Annotated in this window: 19 protein-coding genes, 1 tRNA gene and 1 pseudogene; 4 read left to right on the top strand and 17 right to left on the bottom strand. The window is 71.1% G+C overall.

Going from position 1 to position 21,460, the window contains the following annotated elements; translation table 11 throughout:
• Positions 1-221 precede the first annotated feature (221 nt).
• The 4 genes and pseudogenes from GA0070617_RS05585 to trpS form a co-directional block, all read right to left on the bottom strand.
• Positions 222-662: a hypothetical protein gene (locus GA0070617_RS05585; RefSeq protein WP_091434589.1), complete on the bottom strand. Its 441-nt coding sequence runs from the start codon at positions 660-662 to the stop codon at positions 222-224.
• Positions 663-1,186: 524 nt separating this feature from the next.
• Positions 1,187-2,044 (bottom strand): annotated as a pseudogene (locus tag GA0070617_RS05580) (YihY/virulence factor BrkB family protein); the annotation flags it as partial.
• A gap of 99 nt (positions 2,045-2,143) precedes the next feature.
• Positions 2,144-2,695, bottom strand: a complete 552-nt coding sequence (locus GA0070617_RS05575; protein WP_175440449.1) for a 2'-5' RNA ligase family protein — start codon at positions 2,693-2,695, stop codon at positions 2,144-2,146.
• A 70-nt stretch (positions 2,696-2,765) separates the two neighbouring features.
• The gene (gene trpS, locus GA0070617_RS05570) at positions 2,766-3,791 is read right to left on the bottom strand and encodes a tryptophan--tRNA ligase (protein ID WP_091434585.1); all 1,026 of its coding nucleotides are present in this window, start codon (positions 3,789-3,791) and stop codon (positions 2,766-2,768) included.
• A 191-nt stretch (positions 3,792-3,982) separates the two neighbouring features.
• Here trpS and galE point away from each other — a divergent pair, with 191 nt between their 5' ends.
• The 3 genes from galE (at position 3,983) to GA0070617_RS05555 (ending at position 7,938) form a co-directional block, all read left to right on the top strand.
• Positions 3,983-4,915: a UDP-glucose 4-epimerase GalE gene (gene galE, locus GA0070617_RS05565; protein ID WP_229688182.1), complete on the top strand. Its 933-nt coding sequence runs from the start codon at positions 3,983-3,985 to the stop codon at positions 4,913-4,915.
• A 98-nt stretch (positions 4,916-5,013) separates the two neighbouring features.
• Entirely contained in the window at positions 5,014-6,177 is a 1,164-nt protein-coding gene (gene galK, locus GA0070617_RS05560) for a galactokinase (RefSeq protein ID WP_175440732.1), read from the top strand.
• Positions 6,178-6,225: 48 nt separating this feature from the next.
• Positions 6,226-7,938, top strand: coding sequence for a hypothetical protein (locus tag GA0070617_RS05555; RefSeq protein WP_091434577.1), 1,713 nt, complete (start codon positions 6,226-6,228; stop codon positions 7,936-7,938).
• A 51-nt stretch (positions 7,939-7,989) separates the two neighbouring features.
• Here GA0070617_RS05555 and GA0070617_RS05550 read toward each other — a convergent pair whose 3' ends face one another.
• The 9 genes from GA0070617_RS05550 to GA0070617_RS05510 all read right to left on the bottom strand — a co-directional run bounded on the left by GA0070617_RS05550 (position 7,990) and on the right by GA0070617_RS05510 (position 16,520).
• Positions 7,990-9,234: a sulfate adenylyltransferase subunit 1 gene (locus GA0070617_RS05550; RefSeq protein WP_091445939.1), complete on the bottom strand. Its 1,245-nt coding sequence runs from the start codon at positions 9,232-9,234 to the stop codon at positions 7,990-7,992.
• 89 nt (positions 9,235-9,323) lie between these two features.
• Positions 9,324-10,235, bottom strand: a complete 912-nt coding sequence (gene cysD / locus GA0070617_RS05545) for a sulfate adenylyltransferase subunit CysD (protein WP_091434575.1) — start codon at positions 10,233-10,235, stop codon at positions 9,324-9,326.
• 70 nt (positions 10,236-10,305) lie between these two features.
• Positions 10,306-11,115 carry an inositol monophosphatase family protein gene (locus GA0070617_RS05540; protein ID WP_091434573.1) on the bottom strand — a complete coding sequence of 270 codons (810 nt, stop codon included), beginning with the start codon at positions 11,113-11,115 and terminating at the stop codon, positions 10,306-10,308.
• Between the two features lie 119 nt (positions 11,116-11,234).
• Positions 11,235-11,825 (bottom strand): aminoacyl-tRNA hydrolase, encoded by a 591-nt coding sequence (pth, locus tag GA0070617_RS05535; RefSeq protein WP_091434571.1) that lies wholly within the window; start codon positions 11,823-11,825, stop codon positions 11,235-11,237.
• A gap of 97 nt (positions 11,826-11,922) precedes the next feature.
• Positions 11,923-12,603 (bottom strand): 50S ribosomal protein L25/general stress protein Ctc, encoded by a 681-nt coding sequence (locus tag GA0070617_RS05530; RefSeq protein WP_091434569.1) that lies wholly within the window; start codon positions 12,601-12,603, stop codon positions 11,923-11,925.
• A 258-nt stretch (positions 12,604-12,861) separates the two neighbouring features.
• Complete coding sequence (locus GA0070617_RS05525) at positions 12,862-13,842, bottom strand: ribose-phosphate diphosphokinase (RefSeq protein ID WP_091434567.1); 981 nt, start codon at positions 13,840-13,842, stop codon at positions 12,862-12,864.
• A gap of 132 nt (positions 13,843-13,974) precedes the next feature.
• A complete protein-coding gene (glmU, locus tag GA0070617_RS05520) occupies positions 13,975-15,468 on the bottom strand; it encodes a bifunctional UDP-N-acetylglucosamine diphosphorylase/glucosamine-1-phosphate N-acetyltransferase GlmU (RefSeq protein WP_483308207.1) in 1,494 nt (497 codons plus the stop codon).
• A gap of 104 nt (positions 15,469-15,572) precedes the next feature.
• Positions 15,573-15,644: transfer RNA gene (locus GA0070617_RS05515), tRNA-Gln, on the bottom strand.
• Positions 15,645-15,674: 30 nt separating this feature from the next.
• On the bottom strand, positions 15,675-16,520 hold the full coding sequence (locus tag GA0070617_RS05510; protein WP_091445935.1) for a helix-turn-helix domain-containing protein: 846 nt from the start codon (positions 16,518-16,520) through the stop codon (positions 15,675-15,677).
• Between the two features lie 138 nt (positions 16,521-16,658).
• On the opposite strand from GA0070617_RS05510, the gene GA0070617_RS05505 reads away from it, so the two are divergent.
• Entirely contained in the window at positions 16,659-17,330 is a 672-nt protein-coding gene (locus GA0070617_RS05505) for a TetR/AcrR family transcriptional regulator (protein ID WP_091445933.1), read from the top strand.
• 67 nt (positions 17,331-17,397) lie between these two features.
• Here GA0070617_RS05505 and GA0070617_RS05500 read toward each other — a convergent pair whose 3' ends face one another.
• From GA0070617_RS05500 to GA0070617_RS05485, 4 genes are all read right to left on the bottom strand, one after another.
• Positions 17,398-17,874, bottom strand: coding sequence for a DUF4383 domain-containing protein (locus tag GA0070617_RS05500; RefSeq protein ID WP_091434564.1), 477 nt, complete (start codon positions 17,872-17,874; stop codon positions 17,398-17,400).
• A 95-nt stretch (positions 17,875-17,969) separates the two neighbouring features.
• Positions 17,970-18,425: a DUF4383 domain-containing protein gene (locus GA0070617_RS05495; RefSeq protein ID WP_091434561.1), complete on the bottom strand. Its 456-nt coding sequence runs from the start codon at positions 18,423-18,425 to the stop codon at positions 17,970-17,972.
• A gap of 96 nt (positions 18,426-18,521) precedes the next feature.
• On the bottom strand, positions 18,522-20,327 hold the full coding sequence (locus tag GA0070617_RS05490; protein WP_091434559.1) for an ABC-F family ATP-binding cassette domain-containing protein: 1,806 nt from the start codon (positions 20,325-20,327) through the stop codon (positions 18,522-18,524).
• 80 nt (positions 20,328-20,407) lie between these two features.
• Positions 20,408-21,361 carry a 4-(cytidine 5'-diphospho)-2-C-methyl-D-erythritol kinase gene (locus GA0070617_RS05485; protein ID WP_091434557.1) on the bottom strand — a complete coding sequence of 318 codons (954 nt, stop codon included), beginning with the start codon at positions 21,359-21,361 and terminating at the stop codon, positions 20,408-20,410.
• Positions 21,362-21,460: the final 99 nt, after the last annotated feature.

Genomic DNA, 21,460 nt, shown 5'->3' with positions numbered 1-21,460 from the left:
TGGGGGGTGTGGTGGAAGCGGTGCCCGGGCCAAGGGGGGCCCGGGCACCGCTCCGTCTGTAAGGAAGGGCCCCCTGTTAACGCATTCGGTAGAGAGGGGAACCCCTCTCACCCCGGTGCCAGGGCTGGCGGCGCTTCGGCGGGGCAGCGGCGGGGGGTTGGCGGCAGGGGGTTGGCGGCGGGGGGTTGGTGGCGGGGCAGCGGCGGCGGGCGGCGGGGGTGTCAGGAGCCCTTGCCGGTGAGCATGGTGGCGATGCGGGTGAAGCCGGCACGTAGCTCGGCCTCGGTGGGGGCGGTGAGCGGCTCGGCGTGGCGTTCGGCCTCGGTGCGCTCCTGCTCCTCGTCGACGGTCTCCTCGTAGTCGCCGTACAGGTCGACCTCTTCGAGCTGGGCCGCCTCGGACTCGGCGGTGGCCTGCGCGGCGGCGATCTCGTCACGGATCTCGTCGGCGGAGACCGCCGGCAGCAGGGGCTCGACCACCGCCATCAGCTGCTCCTCGGCGACCACCGCCTCGGCCAGGGCCAACGCGTGCGGTCGCTCGTACGGCCCGCAGACCACCGGCTCCCACTCGTCGGCGTCGCTGAGCGGCCCGAAGGTGATGATCCACGGTAGGCCGAGGATCGGCGAGTCCTCCGGCAGGTCCAACGTCACGAGTGCGCCCACCGGCTCATGATGGGCCGGAAACGTGAGGGGCTGTACGGCATTTGCCCGAATTGTCAGCCAGTCGCGTGATCATTCGCCCCATGATCCACTCAGTTTCCTGGATGTCGGGGTATTCGGACGCCCCGAGAGCCCCTACATCCAGGAAACTGCGTCGATCTTGCTGGGGGAGCCCGGCCGGCCGCAGGTCAACCTGCCCCACCTGGGGTGCCGGGATCGGTCTCCCCGTCGAGGTCCCGGTCCTGCGGAGCCTGGGCACAGGCCCAGCCCGGAACCGAGGACGGGACCGGGACCGAAGCGGGGACCGGTACCGAACCGGGAACCGGGACCGAACCCGAGGCCGAGCCCGGGACCGAGCCCGAGGCCGGGGACAGCGCGGAGCCCGAGCCCGAGCCCGAGCCCGAGGCCGAGCCCGAGGCCGAGCCCGAACCCGGGACCGAGCCCGGGGACAGCGCGGAGCCCGAGGCCGAGCCCGAGGCCGGGGACGACGGCGGCGGTGGGGGCGGCGGCGGGGGTGGGGGTGGGGCGGGGGCCTCGGCGAGGTCCACCACCCGGCCGCGTCGGCTGGTGGCGGCCAGCGCGGCCCCGAAGAGCACCAACTGGTTGAGCAGGTAGAGGTAGAGCAGCAGCCCGACAGCACCGGCGACCACCGTGTACGCCGGGTTCCGCTCGGTGCGTACCACGTAGAACCGGCCGACGGTGTTGAGCAGGGTGATCCCGACGGCCACGAAGAGCACCACCGGACGTAGCCGGTTCCGGCTCATCCGCAGCCGGGGCACGGCGACCAGCAACGCGGTGGCCAGGACGGCGTTGACCACCACGCTGAGTACCGCGCTGATCGTGGTCAGGCCGAGCGAGCCGGTGCTGCGCAGCAGGAACCGCAGCAGCGACTCCAGCGCGTCGACGGCGGCCACCGAGACGCCGAGCAGCAGGAAGATGCCGATCAGCACCACGAGATCGACCAGCCGGCGGATCACCAGGTTGCCGGGCTGTTGGTTGAGCCGGTACAGCAGGCGTTGCGAGGAGCGGATCGCCTCGATCCAGCCGATGCCGGTGAAGACCAGGATGACCAGGCCGATCACGCCGACGGTACCGCTGCTCTGGGCGATCTGCGCGGGGTCGAGGAACGGCAGGTTCTCCCCGAGGAAATCCGCCGCCGCCTCGCTGACGTCGTCGTTGTCCTCCAGGATCGCGCCGAAGACCGAGTACGCGACCAGCGCCAACGCGAACACGGCGAAGAAACCGTAGTACGCGATGGCCGCCGCGAGCCGTCCGCCGAGCATCTCGGCGTACAGCTCCCCGGCCCGCCAGAAGTGGTCGAAGGCCGAGGACCTTCGGCGTACGGCGGTCAGCCGGCGGTCGATGCCGGCGGTCAGCCGACCCATCACGTCCACGGTGTCATCCTTGCCGATCTCCGCCCTCCTGCGGTCACCGACCGGCAGGCCCAGCCGCTCCACGCCGGCGATCCGCCGATCGGCGGCCCGTCAGCCGCCCAGCGGAAAGTCCCGGCGTGGTTGCCACCGCGCCTGGCCGCTGTGCGAGAAGAGGGTGAACGAGTCGACCTCGAACATCGCCGAGAAGTCGGCCAGGTCCTCGTACGCCTGGTCCAGGGCCTCCGGCGCGACGTCCTGGGCGACGGTGACGTGCGGATGGTACGGAAAGCGGGCCTCGCGGTGCAGTTCGCTCGCCGAGCCGATCGCGGCGGCCAGCAGCTCGCACTCGCTGATCCCGGCGGCCACCGCGACGAAGACCACCTGGGTGACCGGGCGGAACGTGCCGGTGCCCCGCAGGTGCAGGGTGAACGGCAGGTGGGCGGCGGCGACCGAGGACAGGTGCGACTCGACGGCCGGCAGCGCGGTCACCGGTATCTCGGTCGGGCCGAGCAGCGTGACGTGGGCCGGGATGTCGGCCGCCTGCGGGTCGCCGGCCTCGGCCCGGCGTCGGGTGAGCAGGGCACCCCAGGGCTCCGGGATGTCCACCGCGACCCCGATCTGGATCGTGTCGCCCACCTCGACCGAGCCGTTCCTGTGCTCCACGCCCCGCGCCACCCCTTTGTGCCCCGAACCGTCCACCTATCGAACCGCCTACCGTCCGCGTCCCGGGGCGCTACCGGCTGCGTACCGGCGGGAAGAAGCCGACCCGCTCGTAGGCCGCACGGTTGGTCGGCTCGGCGACCGCGCGGGCCTTCTCCGCCCCGGCGGCGAGCAGCTTGTCCAGCTGCGCGGGGTCGTCGAGGTACCCGTTGGTGCGTTGCTGGATCGGCCTGACGAAGTCGGTCACCACCTCGGCCAGGTCCTTCTTCAGGTCGCCGTAGCCCTTGCCGGCGTACGCCCCGACCAGCTCGTCGATGCCGCGCCCGGTGAGCGCGGAGTAGATGGTGAGCAGGTTGGCGATGCCCGGCTTGGCCTCGGCGTCGAAGATGATCTCCCGGCCGGTGTCGGTGACCGCCGAGCGGATCTTCTTGGCCGAACGGGCCGGATCCTCCAGCAGGTCGATGATGCCCCCGGGTGCCGAGGCGGACTTGCTCATCTTGGCCCGCGGCTCCTGCAGGTCGGTGATCTTCGCGGTGTCCTTGACGATGTGCGCCGCCGGGACCACGAAGGTCTTGCCGAAGGTGTTGTTGAACCGCTGGGCCAGGTCGCGGCTCAGCTCCAGGTGCTGGCGCTGGTCCTCGCCGACCGGCACCGCGTCGGCCTGGTAGAGCAGGATGTCGGCGGCCTGCAGGACCGGGTACGTGAAGAGGCCGACGCTGGCCCGGTCGCTGCCCTGCTTCTGCGACTTGTCCTTGAACTGGGTCATCCGGCTGGCCTCGCCGAACCCGGTGATGCAGCCCAGGATCCAGGCCAGCTGCGCGTGCTCGGGCACCTGGGACTGGACGAAGAGGGTGCTGCGCTCCGGGTCGATCCCGACGGCGAGCAGCTGGGCGGCGGCCTTGCGGGTGCGCTGGTGCAGCACCTTCGGGTCGTGTCCGGCGGTGATCGCGTGCTGGTCGACCACGCAGTAGAACGCGTCGTGGGTATCCTGCAGGGCCACCCAGTGCCAGACCGCGCCCAGGTAGTTGCCGAGGTGGAAGGAGTCGGCGGTCGGCTGGATACCGGAGAAGACGCGGGGACGGGCGACAGCTTCGGACATGGCGGTAATTCTGTCAGCAACCCCCGGGGTACGTCATGACGGGCCGGCGGTAAGCCGGGGAGCCCCGCTGGGCGGTACGTGGTAGACACCGGAGGACGCGAACGCGCCGCAGCGGCGGCGAAGGCAGGAGGAAGTACGTGAAACTGCTCGTCACCGGCGGCGCCGGCTACATCGGCAGCGTGGTGACCCGGATGCTACTCGACGCCGGTCACCAGGTGGTCGTCCTAGACGACCTGCGTACCGGGCACCGGGCCGCGCTCGCCCCGGAGGCCACCCACGTCGAGGCGTCCATCCACGACGCCGCCCGGGTGCTCACCCCGGACGCCGGCTTCGACGGGGTCCTGCACTTCGCGGCGCTGATCGCCGCCGGCGAGTCGATGGTCCGGCCGGAGCTGTACTGGCAGAACAACACCGTCGGCTCGCTCGCCCTGCTCGACGCGGTCCGGGCCGCCCGGGTCCCCCGACTGGTCTTCTCCTCCACCGCCGCCGTCTACGGCAACCCGCTGGAGCTGCCGATCCCGGAGACCGCCGTCAAGGCTCCCACCAACACGTACGGGGCCACCAAGCTCGCCGTCGACATGGCGCTGACCTCGGAGGCGGTCGGGCACGGGCTGGCCGCCGTCTCGCTGCGCTACTTCAACGTGGTCGGCGCCCACCTGACCGGCGACGTGGCCCTCGGTGAGCGGCACGACCCGGAGACGCACCTGATCCCGATCGCCCTGGACGTCGCGGCCGGGAGGCGGGAGAAGCTCCAACTCTTCGGCGACGACTACCCGACCGTCGACGGCACCTGCGTGCGCGACTACATCCACGTCGCCGACCTGGCCCGCGCCCACCTGCTCGCCCTCGACGCGGCAGTCGGCGGCCGGCACCGGATCTACAACCTGGGCAACGGCAGCGGCTTCAGCAACCGGCAGGTGGTCGAGGTGGTCCGCGAGGTCACCGGCCGGCCGGTGCCGGTGGAGATGGCTCCCCGCCGCGACGGTGACCCGGCCGAGCTGGTCGCCTCGTCGGCCCTGGCCCGCACCGAGTTGGGCTGGGTGCCGCAGAAGCCGACCCTGCACGACATGGTCGCCGACGCCTGGACCTTCTACCAGGCACACCACCCGGTCCAGCCGTCGTGACCACCAAGGACACCGCCGGGCAGCGGTCGGCCGCAGTGACCACCGGGAACGCCGTCCAGCCCGTCGGGCGGCAGACCGCCGCCGAGTTCGCCGGGCAGCTGTCCGCGGGGGACGTCGCGGAGCGGGCCGAGGCGGCCTTCCGGTCCGGGTACGGCGAGCCGCCCGCCGGCCGCTGGGCGGCACCCGGACGGGTCAACCTGATCGGCGAGCACACCGACTACAACGACGGTTACGTCCTGCCCTTCGCCCTGCCCCTGCGTACCGTGGTCGCCGCCGCGCCGCAGGAGGGGCAGCGCTGGACGGTCCGGTCGGAGCTGGCCGACGAGCCGGTAACCTTCACCGCCGACGACGTGGCCGGGCCGGGCCGGGTCACCGGCTGGGCGGCGTACGTCGCCGGGGTGGTCTGGGCTCTCCGGGAGGCCGGGCATGCCGTCCCCGGTGCCCGCCTGACGATCGCCTCGGAGGTCCCGCTCGGTGCCGGGCTCTCCTCCTCGGCCGCCCTGGAGGCGGCGGTGCTGGCCGCCCTGGTCGACCTGGGTGGGCTGGACCTGCCGGTGCAGGAGCAGCCCCGGCTGGCCCAGCGGGCGGAGAACGCCTACGTGGGTGCCCCCACCGGGATCATGGACCAGTCGGCGGTGCTCCGCTGCCGGGCCGGGCACGCCCTCTTCCTGGACTGCCGTACCGAGCAGGTCGAGCAGATCCCGTTCGACCTGGCCGCCGCCGGCCTGGCCCTGCTGGTGGTGGACAGCCGGGCCCCGCACCGGCACGCCGACGGAGAGTACGCCGCCCGCCGGGCCTCCTGTGAGCGGGCCGCCGGACTGCTGGGGGTACCCGCCCTGCGCGAGGTGGGGGTCGCCGACCTGCCCGGGGCCCTGGACCGGCTACCGGACCCGCGGGACCGGCGACGGCTGCGGCACGTGGTCACCGAAAACCAGCGGGTGCTGGACACCGTGGCCCTGCTGCGGGCGGGCCGGATCCGCGAGATCGGCCCCCTGCTGACCGCCTCCCACCACTCGATGCGGGACGACTTCGAGATCACCGTGCCGGAGGTGGACACCGCCGTGGAGGCGGCCTTGGCCGCCGGGGCCCTGGGGGCCCGGATGACGGGGGGCGGGTTCGGGGGCTGCGTCTTGGCCCTGGTGGAGTCCGACTCGGCTGGTGCGGTGGCCGAGGCGGTCCGTGCTGCCTACGCCCGACGGGGCTTCCCCGCACCCACCTGGTTCACCGCCCTCCCCGCCGCCGGCGCCACCCCCCTCCTGTGATCAGGCAGCCCCCTCGCATCCCGCGACGACGGAAGGCGTGTCCGCCCTATGGCCTACCCGGATCCGAACTACGACTACTACGACTGGGATGCGGATCAGTTCTCCTACGCGACCCCACCCCTGAACCCTGCCACCCCCGACTTCTCGTTCGACGAACCCTTTCCCACCGCCGACCAGGGCCACCTCGTGCCCGACCTCGGCGACCCCATGTCGTACGAGTACACCCAGCCGGACGGGGAGATCGGCGCCCCGGCCGACTGGATGGAGACGACCGGCGGCGACCTGGACAACTTCGGCAACCCGGGCCACGAGGGCGCATTCGGCGACCTCGAACCCCCGTTCCGGTCGGGCACCCCCCTGCCCTACCAGATCAACCGGTACTCCCCGTCACAGTTCCTTCCGGCGGAGTCGGTGGTCTCGCCGGGGTTCGGGGTCCCCACCAGCCCACCCCGGCCGCTGCCCCGATCTCCCTCCCCGCAACTCCCTGCCACCATGCCCGCGGTCGCCCGACTCACGTCGCCGGTGCCGGCAGGGCGGGCGGGCCCGAGCCACCGGGAAGTTGCCCGCCGGACACCCGCCAGCGCGCCCATCCCGGGCGAGGCGGGGAACCGGGCTCCCGGAAATTCCGAGGAGTACACCCTCCGCGAGGTCGTCGATTTCATTCGGAAAACAGGTGCCCCATCCATCCGGTCGGAGCACCTCAAAAGCGAACACGTTCGACTCTTCGAGCAGCACAAGGGCCTACCTGTCGGCCAACTTAGACTTCCTGCCCGCAGAAGGTACGACGCGAAACTGGCACTCAGATCGACTTATCAGCCGATCATGCCGGGAGGCGAGCAGTCCTCTCAGGACTCAGAACACTTCACCTACGGCGATGTCGTTGATTTCTTACGCTCTAAAGGCATTATGGTCATAGATGTGAACCAAATCAAACTTGAGCATCTGAGAATGTTCGAGAAAGCGAGAGGACTTCCTCCCAACGAGCTTCAGCTCCCCGATTCTCCGAAGAGAAGAAACACCCGATTGGAGCGCCGCCACCTACCCGACCTCGGCGACCCCGCGTCGGTCGCCACGGCCGCGATCGCCCGACTCAGTCCGCAGCAGCCAGCAGGGGCCACCTCCGGAACCCACTCCCCGCACGTGGAGGCGGGAAACCATCCAACCCAGGCCCCTCGGGACTACTACCTCGACGAGGTGGTGAAATTCGTGAGAAGCACGAGGAAGGGCAGCTTCTATCGCAACACCGTGGGGGCCAGTCATCTCAAAAGATTCGCCGAAGAGAAGGGGATCCAGGGGACCCTGTCCATCCCACTAGGCGCAAGAGGGCCTACTACCAAACTGATACTAACCCCTCGCGGTGAACCTGCCCCCCAGCCCGCCAAGCTGGCCAAGCCGATCGATTACACACCCCAGTCGGAGGGTGTGTTCGATCCCAACGTGCACACCTACGGCGCCGTCGCTCGGTTCATGTACCGCATCCGAGGAACCCACAGGCTCCCGACGTTGGAAGATGTCAGCTTGTATGCGCAGGCCGAAGGGTTGGACCCCGAGAGGCTGAAGCATGATTGGACAGCAAAATCCACAGATCCCCTCATCTACCTCCCACCCAACAGCCCGCAGGACCGGCCCCAGAACACCGCACAGGCTACCTCCGCAGCCCTCCGCGAACCCTCAGCCGAGGCCGTTCCCTCTTCCTCCCGGACCCTGCCCCCCATCGACCGGCACGGCAAGCGTCCGGCCGGCAAGGGCCACCGCAAGTAGACTGCCGCACTCCCCCTGACGGGGAGTGCGGCAGCTGTGCCCGGCCTCGGGTCAGACGATCATGCCGGCGGCGACGGTGCGGTTGGTGGACTCGTCGATGACGATGAACCCGCCGGTGGTGCGGTTACGGCGGTACTCGTCGGCCAGCAGCGGGACGGTGGTGCGCAGCCGGACCCGGCCGATGTCGTTGAGTTTCAGCTCGGTGGCCGCCTCGTCCCGGTGCAGGGTGTTGATGTCCAGGCGGTAGTTCAACGCCCGGATGATGGCCCGGGCGGTGCGGGTGGTGTGCTTGATGGCGTACTTCCCGCCCACCCGCAGGGGCTGGCTCTCGTCCATCCAGCAGAGCATCGCGTCGATGTCCTGGGTGGCCGCCGGGGCGTTGTTGGGGCGGCAGATCATGTCCCCCCGGGAGATGTCGATCTCGTCGGCCAGGCGGACGGTCACCGACATCGGGGGGTACGCCTCCTCGACCGGCCCGTCGGCGGTCTCCACCGAGCTGATCTTCGAGGTGAACCCGGAGGGGAGGACCATCACCTCATCACCGGGCTTGAGCACGCCGGAGGCGATCTGCCCGGCGTAGCCCCGGTAGTCAGTGACGGTGGTCGACTGCGGACGGATCACGTACTGCACCGGGAAGCGGACGTCGACGAGGTTGCGGTCCGAGGCGATGTGGACGTGTTCCAGGTGGTGCAGCAGGGCCGGGCCCTCGTACCAGGGCATCGCCGCCGACCGGGTGACGATGTTGTCGCCCTTCAACGCCGAAACCGGGATGATGGTCAGGTCGGTGATGTCGAGTTTCGCGGCGAACGCGGTGAACTCGTCGGCGATCGTGTCGAACACGGCCTGGTCGTAGTCGACCAGGTCCATTTTGTTCACACACAACACCAGGTGCGGCACCCGCAGCAGGGAGCACAGGAACGCGTGCCGCCGCGACTGCTCGACCAGGCCCTTGCGGGCGTCCACCAGGATCAACGCGAGGTCGGCGGTGGACGCGCCGGTGACCATGTTGCGGGTGTACTGGATGTGCCCCGGGGTGTCGGCGATGATGAACTTCCGCCGCGGCGTCGCGAAATACCGGTACGCCACGTCGATCGTGATGCCCTGCTCCCGCTCCGCCCGCAACCCGTCGGTCAGCAGCGCGAGGTTGGTGTACTCGTCACCCCGCGCCGCCGACACCGCCTCGACCGCTTCCAACTGGTCGGTGAACAGGCTCTTGGTGTCGTACAACAGCCGGCCGATCAACGTCGACTTACCGTCGTCGACACTGCCGGCGGTGGCGAACCGCAACAGATCCATCGGCCGCCCGGCCACCCCGGCAGCCGTCGCCTCAGGCCCGACCGTCGCCTCGGGCGCTGCGGCCCCGGAAGACTCCACGTGCACGCTCATCAGAAGTAGCCCTCCCGCTTACGGTCCTCCATCGCGGCCTCACTCACCCGATCATCACCCCGGGTCGCCCCCCGCTCCGTGATCCGCGTCGCCGCCACCTCGGCGACCACCGCCGCCACATCAGCCGCGTCCGAGCGCACCGCCGCCGTGCACGAGGCGTCCCCCACCGTCCGATAGCGGACCCGCTCCACGAACGGGACCTCACCGGCACGCGGGCGGATGAACTCGTTCACCGCGTACAACATGCCATCCCGCTCGATGACCTCACGGTCGTGCGCGAAGTAGATCGACGGCAACGGGATCTCCTCCCGACCGATGTAGTGCCACACATCCAACTCGGTCCAGTTCGACAACGGAAACACCCGAATCGACTCACCCGGATGATGCCGACCGTTGTACAACGACCACAACTCCGGCCGCTGGTTCTTCGGATCCCACTGCCCGAACTCATCCCGGAACGAGAACACCCGCTCCTTCGCCCGCGCCTTCTCCTCATCCCGACGCGCCCCACCAAACAGGGCATCGAACCGGTGCTTCTCCACCGCCTCCAACAACACAGGCGTCTGCAACCGGTTCCGCATCCCATCCGCGGACTCCCGCACCGACCCCGACGCCAGGGCCTCCGGCACCGACGCCACCACCAGATGCAGCCCCAACCCCGCCACCCGCGCGTCCCGGTACTCCAGCACCTCGACGAAGTTGTGCCCGGTATCCACGTGCATCACCGGAAACGGCACCGACCCCGGCGCGAACGCCTTCTGCGCCAACCGCAACATCACGATCGAGTCCTTACCACCGGAGAACAACAACACCGGCCGCGCCATCTCCGCCACCACCTCCCGCATCACGAAGATGCTCTCCGCCTCCAGGGCATCGAGATGGGAGACCTGGTAGGCCGCGGGTGAGGTCATGACCCGGCCTCGTTTCGGTGGGTGCCGCTCATGGATTCCAGACCTTTCCGGTCGGACAGGTGAAGAACACTCAGGCTACGGAATGCCTCTGCAACGCTGCAAGCAACCGGTTGGCCAGATCCTTGCGGCAGACCAGCAGGTCAGGCAGGCGAGGATCCGTCCCGTTGTATTTCAGCGCAGATCCGTCGATCCGGGAAGCGTGCAGCCCGGTGGCCGTCGCCACAGCCACCGGCGCGGCCGAGTCCCACTCGTACTGGCCACCCGCATGGATGTACGCGTCCACCTCACCGGTCACCACCGCCGCGATCTTCGCCCCCGCCGACCCCATCGGCACCAACTCCGCACCCACGTCGGCCGCCAACTCGGTCAGGAAGGCCGGCGGCCGACTCCGACTCGCCGCCAACCGGATGGTCCGTTCACCGGCCCCGGTCGCCGCGGCCAGCGTCATCGGCGGGTACGGCGGCGGTTGGTCGGTGGCCAGGACCCGGTGCTGCGCGGGCAGCCCCACCGCGGCGGCGACCAGACCGTGCGAGGTCGGGGCGTCGCGCGCCCAGAGCGCCACGTGCACCGCCCAGTCCGACCGACCCGCCTCGGAGAACTCCCGGGTACCGTCCAACGGATCGATGATCCACACCCGGTCGGCGGTCAGCCGGCCGGCCGGATCGACCCCGCCCACCTGCCGGGAGTCCGCGTCCTCCTCGGAGAGCACCGCGTCCGCCGGCCGCCACTTCGCCAGCTCGGCGCGGATCAGCTCGTGCGAGGTCTTGTCCCCGGCCGCCTTCAACGCGCCCGCGTCGGCGAAGCCCAGCTCGGCGCGTACCTCGACCAGGGCCTGGCCGGCGCGGTCCGCCAGCCACCGGGCGAACGCACCGTCGATCATCGGAGGACTGCCCACAACCCGCTCCCGTCGACCCGACACGACCCCGGTCGCGCCGTCGAAACGTCAAAGGCCGCAGACTACCGGCCAGCGAGCCGGAAGCCGAGGACGGCCCGTCCGGCTCAACCGCCGTGGTACAGGTTCTGGGTGGGCTCCACGCCCCGGGTGACCACCGACTCGACCACGTCGGCCGCCCGATCGACCAGGAACTCCAGCTCCTTGCGCTCGGCGGCGGAGAAGTCCGACAGTACGTAGTCCGCCGGGTCCTGCCGGCCCGGCGGGCGGCCGATGCCGAAGCGCACCCGTACGTAGTCCTTGGTCCCCAGCGACTTCGACATCGAGCGCAGGCCGTTGTGCCCGCCCTCGCCGCCGCCGCACTTGATCCGCAGTTGGCCGTAGGCGATGTCCAGTTCGTCGTGCACCGCGACGATCCGCGCCGGCGGCACCTTGAAGAACTGGGCAAGCGCGGCGACCGGCCCGCCGGAGAGGTTCATGTACGTCAGCGGCTTCAGCAGCACCAGCTTCGGGCCGCCGTACCCGAGTCGTCCCTCGGCGACCTCGGCCATCGACCGCCGGTTCCGGCCGAACCGGCCACCCACCCGGGCAGCCAGCAGCTCGGCCACCATGAACCCGACGTTGTGCCGGTTGGCCGCGTACTGGGGACCCGGGTTGCCCAGGCCGACCACCAGCCACGGACCCGCCTCGTCGGTCACTCGTGCCCCTTCCGATACGCCGACAGGCGCCCCCGGAGCCGGGGACGCCTGTCGAACGATGAGATCCAGCCGGTCGGCCGGTGTTGCGCGAGACCGATCAGGCCTCGGCGCGCGCCTCGGCCGGCTGCTCGCCCTCGGTCGCCTCGGCCTGCTCGTCCTCGGCGGCCTCGGTAGCCTCGGTCTCCTCGGCGGCCACCTCGGCCTCGGGCAGCGTCGCCTCAAGCTGCTCGGCGGTCGGCGCGGCGGTGACCGTGGCGACGGTCTGCTCGGCGTCGCCGGCCAGCTCGACCCCGGAGGGCAGCTCGACGTCGCCGGCGGTGACCTGGCTGCCGGCCTCCAGGCCCGCGATCGAGACCTCAAGGTGGTCGGGCACCTTGGTGGCGTCGGCGATCACCGAGAGGGTGGCGTGGTCGTGCACGATCAGGGTCTCCTTGGCCGCCTCGCCGGTCAGCTGCACCGGGACCTCGACGGTGACCTTCTCGCCCCGCCGGACCAGCAGCAGGTCGACGTGCTCGAAGGTGTCCCGGATCGGGTCGCGCTGGATCGCCTTCGGCAGCGCCAGCACCTGCGTGCCGTCGCTGACGTCGATCGCGAAGAGCTGGTTGGCGCCACCGCGCCGGATCGCCGCGGCGAACTCCAGCGCCGGCAGCGCGATGTGCTTGGGCTTCTCGCCGTGGCCGTACAGCACGGCTGGCACCTTGCCGGCCCGGCGGGTACGACGGGCACCACCCTTGCCGAACTCGGTACGGGGCTCGGCGCTGATCTTTACCTCGGACACGGGGAAACTCCTGATGCTTTCGCTGCGGCGGCTTGTCGACTGGCGGTGCTGGGCGAGGGGCTCGCAGGGGCTCAATGGATCGACTGCCCGGAGCACCGCGTCGATGACGGTGCCTCCGTGCGGCGCTCTCATCAGCGGCCCGCCGGGCACCCTCGCCGTGGCAACCGCACTAGTCTACCCGAGCGCCTTCCAGGCCCGACGGCAGTACCCCCGGCAGGCCCGACACCTCCGGCGCGGACCTGCCACCCCCCGGCAGGCTCAGCTGAGGCCGCCGAAGAGGGTGGTCACCGAACCGTCGTCGAAGACCTCCCGGATCGCCCGGGCCAGCAGCGGCGCGATCGACAGCACGGTGAGCTTGTCGAGCTGCGCGTCCGGCGGCAGCGGCAGGGTGTTCGTCACCACCACCTCGCTGATCGGGCTCTTGGCCAACCGCTCGCTCGCCGGGTCCGACAGCAGGGCGTGGGTGGACGCCACGATCACGTCGGCGGCACCGGAGTCCTTGAGGATGTCCGCCGCCTTGCAGATCGTGCCACCAGTGTCGATCATGTCGTCGACGATCAGGCAGACCCGGCCCTCGACCTCGCCGACCACCCGGTTCGCCACCACCTGGTTGGGCTTGAGCGGGTCGCGGGTCTTGTGGATGAAGGCCAGCGGGCAGCCGCCGAGCCGGTCGGTCCAGCGCTCGGCCACCCGGACCCGCCCGGAGTCCGGCGCCACCACGGTCATCGGCCGGCCGGCGAACTTACGCTCCACGTACTCGGCCAGGATGTCCATGGCGAAGAGGTGGTCCACCGGGCCGTCGAAGAAGCCCTGGATCTGCGCGGTGTGCAGGTCCACGGTGAGGATCCGGTTCGCCCCCGCGGTCTTGAGCAGGTCCGCGATCAACCGGGCCGAGATCGGCTCCCGGCCGCGGTGCTTCTTGTCCTGCCGGGAGTACGGGTAGAAGGGCAGGACGACGGTGATCCGCTTGGCCGAACCACGCTTCAGCGCGTCGACCATGATCAGGGTCTCCATGACCCAGGTGTTGACCCCGTGCGTGACGGACTGCACCACGAAGGCGTCCGAACCACGCACCGAGTCCTTGAACCGTACGAAGATCTCGCCGTTGGCGAAGTCGTACGCGTCGGCGGGGGTCGGCGCGACGCCGAGCACCTCGCCGATCTCCCTGGCCAGCTCCGGGAAACCACGTCCGGAGAAAAGCATCAGGCTCTTGCGGTTTTCGGCGACGATGCTGCCCATGGCCCGTCTGCTCCCGTTGGTCGGTGTGCCCGGCGGTGGGTTGGCCGAGACTTCTTCGGTTGCAGTATCTACCCCGTCGGCCGCCAGACCCACCGGCTGGCCGCCCCCGTGGATTCGCTCACCTTCGCTTGCCTACCGGGCGTCGCCCGGCGCATCCTCGACCGTTTGACCTTCATCGACGGAAATCGACTCCCCGCCCGCCGCGGCAGCAGCGCGTTCGGCGGCAGCGGCCGAGGCGGTGCCCGGCCGCTTCCGGGCCACCCAGCCCTCGATGCTGCGTTGCGGTGCCCGGGTCACCCCCAGCGCACCCGGCGGCACGTCCTGGCTGATCGCGCTCCCCGCCGCCACGTACGCCCCGGCGCCCACCTCGACCGGGGCGATCAGGCTGGTGTCGCAGCCCACGAAGGCCGCCTCCCCCACCGTGGTCCGGTGCTTGTTCACCCCGTCGTAGTTCACGAAGATCGTCGCCGCGCCGATGTTGGCCTTCGCCCCGATCGTCGCGTCCCCCACGTACGACAGGTGCGGCACCTTCGCACCCACGCCCAGCTCGGAGTTCTTGACCTCGACGAAGGTGCCGACCTTGGACCGCTCGGCAAGTCTCGCCGCCGGCCGCAGGTAGGCGTACGGCCCGACGCTGGCCCCCGGGCCCACCTCGGCCTGCACGGCGTGGCTGCGCAACACGCTGGCCCCCGCGCCGACGACGGTGTCGATCAGCGTCACGTCCGGGCCGACCACCGCCTCGGCACCGACCACGCTGCCGCCGCGCAGCTGGGTGTTCTGGTCGATGACCGCGTCCCGGTCCACCGCGACGGTCACGTCGATCCAGGTGGTCGCCGGGTCCAGGATGCTGACCCCGGTACGCATCCAGCCCTCGTTGACCCGGTCGCGCAGCAGCCGGCGCAGCGCCGCCAGCTCGACCCGGTCGTTGCAGCCGAGCGTCTCGGTGTGGTCGACGGCCACGTGCACGGCCACCGGCTCACCGGTGGAGACGAGCAGGGCGAAGACGTCGGTCAGGTACTCCTCGCCCTGGTCGTTGTCGGTGGAGAGCTTGCCCAGCGCATCGCGCAGCCGGAGCGCGTCGAAGGCGTAGATGCCGGCGTTGATCTCGCGTACCGCCCGCTGCTCGGCGGTGGCGTCACGCTCCTCGACGATGCGTTCCAGCCGGCCGGCGGCGTCCCGCACGATCCGGCCCAGACCGGTCGGGTCGGGCACCTCGGCGGCGAGCACGGTCGCCGCCGCGCCCGCGCCCTCGTGCGCCTCGACCAGCGCGGCGACCGTCTCGGGACGGAGCAGGGGTACGTCGCCGTTGATGACCACCACGGTGCCGGCCGCGTCCGCGACCGCGTCCAGGGCGATCCGGACCGCGTGGCCGGTGCCGAGCTGCTCGGCCTGGAGCACCGCGTCGGCCTGCGGGGCCACCTCCGTCAGGTGCGCCCGGACCTGGTCGGCGCCGTGGCCCACCACGACCACGGTACGGTCCGCGGCCAGCGGCTCGGCGGCGGTCAGCACGTGCCCGAGCAGAGTCCGGCCGAGCAGCGGGTGCAGGACCTTGGGCAGCGCCGACTTCATCCGCTTGCCCTCACCGGCGGCGAGCACGACGACGGTGCGGAGGAGGGGCTGGGGCACGACAGGGCTCCCGTCGGTACGGCGGACAGTCTCGCCGCCACTCTAACCACCGGCGACAGCCCCGCCAGCCGACCTGTCGACTTATACCAACTGTCCGATATGAGCTGGGATGCCTGGATTCGAACCAGGAGCTCAAGGCTCCAAAGGCCTGCGGGTTGCCGTTACCCCACATCCCATCGGAAGTCAAGCCATGCACTCCCCTGCAACTACCGAGATGCACCACCGGAAATCCGGAACAGCCTGGCGATCATACCCTCAACCCGCCAGTAGAGCTCACTGCTGTTCGGCACGGTGATCACCAGACAGCCGTGATAGCTCCCGCCGACATTGCGACGAACCGTCTTCGGGTTGTGTTTCTTGAGGGTGGGGCGCTGGAACCTGCCGATGGGCAGGTCGAGGCGAGCGGCCCACCACCTGGCTGCCACCTCGGCGTCCGCCGACTCGTGAATGCTCACCCGATATGCCGGTACGGTCCGCGCGACGCTGCAGGCAGCCAGGAACGCCAGGAAGATCGACAGTAGCCCTGGATCGGTGTTGACGAACTGGAGGCGGTCGTCGCGCCGCCACGGCTTGGACTTCGTCCCCTCACACCAGTAGATCGCGGCACCCAGCAGCAACAGGTCTCGTTCGCTGAGCACACCCACCACCTCGGCCGCCCGCTCCCGCACGTCGACCCGGGCAGCTTCCCGGTCCTTCTCGTACCGCGCCCACCGGGCCTCGTTCATCTGGCGGGCGTGGGCCCGACGTCGCTCGGCTGCAGGGCCGTCGAGCGGTAGCGGAATGTGCGCCACCCAGGTGTGGGCGGTGGACTTGCTGACGCCCAGGTGAGTTGCGATCTCGGGGACCGTCCGCCCCTCGGCCCGCAGCGCCTCCGCCTCAGCGCGCAGGTCGTCCCGAGCGTTGGGCCGGCGGGTCCAGTCCGGCGGTGGGACGCCGCGCAGCAGCTCGTGCACCCGGTTGCGGCCGAGGCCGGTCCGGGCGCGGATCTGCGGGACGGAGAGCTGCTCCTCGGTGCGGAGCCGGCGGACCTCGGCGGCGACGTCATCGACCATGGTCGACACGCTAGGCGGCCGGTACGACGTTTCCCGGCCCGGCACAGCCGGCCGGAAGGCGACGACGGTCCCGACGGATCCGGCGGCACCTGGCAGGATTGCCGGGTGGTAGACCGAGACGGGCACGGCACCAAGGGCATTCCGGAACCCGACGAGAGCGGCACGCGACGACGACGAGCTGCGGTGGGGGGCACCTCCCGGGTACGGATGTCGGCCGCCCAACGCCGGGAACAACTGATCTCGATCGGTCGCCAACTGTTCGCCGAGCGCGGCTTCGACGCGACCTCGATAGAGGAGGTCGCCGCCCGCGCCAAGGTCTCCAAGCCGGTGGTCTACGAGCACTTCGGCGGCAAGGAGGGGCTCTACGCGGTGGTGGTGGACCGGGAGGTCCGGGCGCTGCTCGACCGGATCACCACCGCGCTGACCGCCGGGCACCCCCGCGAGCTGCTGGAACAGGCGGCCCTCGCGCTGCTGGCCTACATCGAGGAGGAGACCAGCGGCTTCCGGGTACTCGTCCGGGACGCCCCGCTGATGTCCGCGACCGGCAACTTCAGCAGCGTGATGAACGACGTCGCACACCAGGTCGAACACATCCTGGGTACGGCGTTCTCCCACCGGGGGTACGACCCGAAGCTGGCCGAGCTCTACTCGCAGGCGCTGGTCGGCATGGTCGCGCTGACCGGGCGCTGGTGGCTGGAGGCGCGCCAGCCGGGCAAGGAGACGGTCGCCGCCCACCTGGTGAACCTGGCCTGGAACGGCCTGTCGCACCTGGAGGCCACCCCCGGCCTGATCACCCCCCGGGACCACTGAGCCCCGGCCTGACCCGGGCCGGGCGTCGACCGGGCCCGGGGTGGGCGTGGACCGGGCCCGGGGTGGGTCAGCGGGAGCCGGTGTCGGCGACCGGGTGGTTGCGGCTGTGCCGCAGGGCCTCGGCGTGCTCCTCCGGGCCGATCTTGTCGTACAGGCCGGTGGCGAGCAGCAGCAGCCCGAACAGCAGCGAGACGACGACCGTGGACATCGAGAAGTTGAGGACGTTCGCCTCGGTCTGCAGCACCGACATCATCGCCAGTCCGGTGACCATGAAGACCGCCCCGGCGGTCAGGTTCATGTAGTGCCCGAGGTTGCCGCGGCGGGAGGCCCCGACCAGCAGGACGATGCCGAAGAGCACCGAGACCAGCGAGAAGGCGAGGTTGGTGCGCAACCCGAGCACCCAGATCGAGCCCCGGTCGAACAACGGCTCCCCCCAGGTCACCACGACCCCCCAGCAGCCGAAGACCAGGATGTAGAGCCCGACCAGGCCGGCGAAGACCCGGTAGAGCGGGCGGGCCGGGTGGTTCACCGGGAAGTGCGCCATGACGTGACCTCCGCGACGGGTGACGATTCGAGCGAATTGTCACCCGTCGCGTCCGGCGGCGTCCGGCGAACCGACCGATCGGCCCCGGCGCGCCCTCAGAGCACCAGTCGAGCCTTCTGCCAGGCCTCGTGCTCGTCGTCGGTGCCGACCTTGCCGTACATGCTGACCATCAGCAGGACCAGCGCCAGCGACATCACCACGATGACGGTGGTGATGGTCCAGTTGAAGACGTTCGCCTCGGTCTGCAGGAAGGCCAGGCCGGCCAGGCCGACCGCCATCAGGAGGTAGGCCAGCCAGCCGTGGATCGCCACGTCCCGGTTGCGCCCGAGCGCGGTGCCGGCCAGCACGGCCACCCCGACCACCAGGCTGAACAGCGAGAAGCCGAGGTTGGTCCCCTGGCCGAGGACCTTGGTGTCGTCGCGGGCGAGGAGCTCGCCACCGGCGCTGGCGACCAGACCGAGCCCGCCGAAGACCACGAAGTACAGACCGGTGAGCGCGCCCAGCGCCCGGTAGATCGGCCGCGCGGGATGGTTGACGGGGGTGTGGGCCATGGCTGAGTCTCCAACGCCGTTCGGGTGCGGGGTCGCCGACGATTGTCCCGCATGTCGAGCTGTGACGCCGCACACCCCCACCCGGGGCCGGCCGGGTCAGTTGCCGGGCACCTGCTCGGCCAGGGCGAGCCAGGCCTCCTCGGTGCGTTCCCGTTCCGCCCGGACCTCCTTCAGCTCCCCGTCCAGCTCGGCGACCTTGGCGTACTCGGTGGCGTGCGCGGCGAGCGAGTCCATCAGTACGGCCTCCCGCTGGTCCAGCTTGCCGATCTGCCGCTCCAGGCGGCTCAGTTCCTTCTTCGCGGTACGGGCCTCGGCAGCGGACATGCCGGCCGCCGTCGGGCCGGCCGCCGCCCCACCGGTCGCGGTGGCGACCGGCGTCTGCCGCCGGTCGGCGGCGCGGGCGAGGTACTCGTCCACCCCGCCGGGCAGGTGCACCAGCCGGCCGTCGCCGAACATCCCGTACGTCGACTCGGTGACCCGCTCGATCAGGTACCGGTCGTGGCTGGCCACCACGAGGGTGCCGGGCCAGGAGTCGAGCAGGTCCTCCAGGGCGGCCAGGGTGTCGGTGTCCAGGTCGTTGGTGGGCTCGTCGAAGAGCAGCACGTTCGGCTCGGCGGCGAGCAACCGCAGCAGCTGCAACCGGCGGCGTTCCCCACCGGAGAGGTCGCCGACCGGGGTCCAGAGCCGTCGGTCGTCGAAGCCGAAGACCTCGGCGAGCTGGGCGGCGGAGATCTCCCGGTCGCCGAGCTGCACCCGGCGGGCGACCTCCTCGACGGCCTCCAGCACCCGCAGCCGGGTCGGCAGCTCGGCCAGCTCCTGGCTGAGGAAGGCCGGCCGCACGGTGGAGCCGACGGCGAAGCGCCCCCCGTCGGGGCGGGTCACGCCGGCCAGCATCCGCAGCAGGGTGGTCTTGCCGGCGCCGTTCGCGCCGAGGATGGCGATCCGGTCACCGGGGCCGACCTGCCAGGTGGTGTCGTGCAGGATCTCCTTCGGCCCGGCGTGCAGCCGGACGTGCTCCAGGTCGTACACCTGCTTGCCGAGCCGGCTGGTGGCCAACCGTTGCAGCGACATGGTGTCGCGCGGCGGCGGCACGTCGGCGATCAGCGCGTTGGCGGCGTCGATGCGGAACTGCGGCTTGGAGGTACGGGCCGGCGGGCCCCGGCGCAGCCAGGCGATCTCCTTGCGGAGCAGGTTCTGCCGCCGGGCCTCGGTGGCGGCGGCGACCCGTTCCCGCTCGGCGCGGGCCAGCGTCCAGGCGGCGAAACCGCCCTCGTACGCCCGGACGGTCTGGTCGCCGACCTCCCAGGTGTCGGTGCAGACCGCGTCCAGGAACCACCGGTCGTGGGTGACCACGACCAGCGCGCCGGACTTGCGCCCGACCAGGTGCCGGGCCAGCCAGTCCACCCCGCCGACGTCGAGATGGTTGGTCGGCTCGTCGAGGATCAGCAGGTCGGCGTCGCGGACCAGCAGCGCGGCCAGGGCCACCCGACGGCGCTCGCCCCCGGACATCGGCCCGACCGGCTGGTCCAGGCCGAGGTGCGGCATGCCGAGCCCGTCGAGGATCGCCCGCACCCCCGAGTCACCGGCCCACTCGTGTTCTGCGCCCATCGACTCGGCCAGCCACGCGGTGCCGAGCACGACGTCCCGGACGGTGGCCCCGGGGTCGAGGGTCAGCGCCTGCGGCAGCCAGAGCACCCGCAGGTCACGACGGTGGGTGACCCGGCCGTCGTCCGGCTCCTCCTGCTTGGTCAGCAGCCGCAGCAGCGTCGACTTGCCGGCGCCGTTGAGCCCGACGACCCCGATCCGGTCGGCGTCGTCCAGCCCGAGGGACACGTCGGTGAGCAACGGCCCGGCCGCGCCGTATCCCTTCGACACCCGGTCCAGGTTGACGATGTTGGCCACCCCACGTACCTCCCATGATCAAGGCGTCCCGGTGCCGGCAGCACCACGGGACGCCTGAGCCCCAAGGGTACGCGGCCGGATCAGGTGACGCGGGCGCCCAGCACCGGGCCGTGGGCGACCCGGGCCTCCCGGCAGACCTGGGCGTTCTCCAGCTCGACGGCGATCCGCTCGGCGTCGGCGGCGTCGGCGGCGAGGAACACGCAGGTCGGGCCGGAGCCGGAGACGATGCCACCGAGCGCGCCGGCGGCCTCGCCCGCCTTCAGCGTGGCGGCCAGCGCGGGCCGCATGACCAGCGCGGCGTCCTGCAGGTCGTTGCCGAGCGCGGCGGCCAGCACCCGGGGGTCACGTTGGCGCAGGGCGGCGAGCAGCCCGTCGATGCTGCCCAACGGCGGGCCGGCCGAGCCGGCCTCGCGCAGCCGGTCGAGCTCCCGGTAGGCCTGCGGGGTGGAGAGGCCACCGTCGGCGATGGCGACCACCCAGTGCCAGGTGGTGGGGCGGGCCAGCACCGGGCTGACCGCCTCGCCCCGGCCGGTGCCCAGCGCGGTACCGCCGTGGATCAGGAACGGGACGTCCGAGCCGAGGTCGGCGGCGATCTCGGCCAACTCCTCCCGGGACAGCCCGGTGCCCCAGAGGGTGTCGCAGGCCACCAGCGCGGCGGCGGCGTCGGCGCTGCCACCGGCCAGCCCACCGGCGAGCGGGATCTGCTTGCGCAGGTGCAGGCGGGCGTGCGGCAGCACCCCGGCGTACCCGGCGAGGGCGTGGGCCGCCCGGATGATCAGGTTGGAGTCGTCCAGGGCCAGCTCACCGGTGCCCTCGCCCTCCATGGTGAGGCTGAGCGTGTCACCCCGCCGCGCGGTCAGCTCATCGAAGATCGAGATGGCGTGGTAGACCGTGTTCAGCTCGTGGTAGCCGTCCCGACGCAGCGGCCCCACCCCGAGGTGCAGGTTGACCTTGGCGGGGACGCGTACCCGGACCGGGCCGCTGGCCCCACGTCGACGCTGCTCGTCCTCGTCCGGTCGCCAGGCCTCGGTCACCGGGGAAGACCCCGGAAACACTGCCGGATGTCGAACGGCTTCTCCACGGTCAACTCCTCGGCGGAGTCGGCGGTCGGCGGGTAGCCGGCTGCCGACCAG

The sequence above is a fragment of the Micromonospora yangpuensis genome (genome assembly GCF_900091615.1).
Lineage (GTDB): Bacteria > Actinomycetota > Actinomycetes > Mycobacteriales > Micromonosporaceae > Micromonospora > Micromonospora yangpuensis.
This window is presented reverse-complemented; position numbering and strand designations above follow the sequence as displayed.

What these genes read in the sequence shown, in the direction of transcription:
- GA0070617_RS05555 (WP_091434577.1), top strand. Translation starts at nt 6,226, where the DNA reads ATGGCCTACCCGGATCCGAACTACGACTACTACGACTGGGATGCGGAT.
- GA0070617_RS05550 (WP_091445939.1), bottom strand. Translation starts at nt 9,234, where the DNA reads ATGGATCTGTTGCGGTTCGCCACCGCCGGCAGTGTCGACGACGGTAAG.
- GA0070617_RS05510 (WP_091445935.1), bottom strand. Translation starts at nt 16,520, where the DNA reads ATGGTCGATGACGTCGCCGCCGAGGTCCGCCGGCTCCGCACCGAGGAG.
- trpS (WP_091434585.1), bottom strand. Translation starts at nt 3,791, where the DNA reads ATGTCCGAAGCTGTCGCCCGTCCCCGCGTCTTCTCCGGTATCCAGCCG.
- cysD (WP_091434575.1), bottom strand. Translation starts at nt 10,235, where the DNA reads ATGACCTCACCCGCGGCCTACCAGGTCTCCCATCTCGATGCCCTGGAG.
- GA0070617_RS05500 (WP_091434564.1), bottom strand. Translation starts at nt 17,874, where the DNA reads ATGGCGCACTTCCCGGTGAACCACCCGGCCCGCCCGCTCTACCGGGTC.
- GA0070617_RS05540 (WP_091434573.1), bottom strand. Translation starts at nt 11,115, where the DNA reads ATGATCGACGGTGCGTTCGCCCGGTGGCTGGCGGACCGCGCCGGCCAG.
- GA0070617_RS05495 (WP_091434561.1), bottom strand. Translation starts at nt 18,425, where the DNA reads ATGGCCCACACCCCCGTCAACCATCCCGCGCGGCCGATCTACCGGGCG.
- GA0070617_RS05525 (WP_091434567.1), bottom strand. Translation starts at nt 13,842, where the DNA reads ATGGGCAGCATCGTCGCCGAAAACCGCAAGAGCCTGATGCTTTTCTCC.
- galE (WP_229688182.1), top strand. Translation starts at nt 3,983, where the DNA reads ATGCTACTCGACGCCGGTCACCAGGTGGTCGTCCTAGACGACCTGCGT.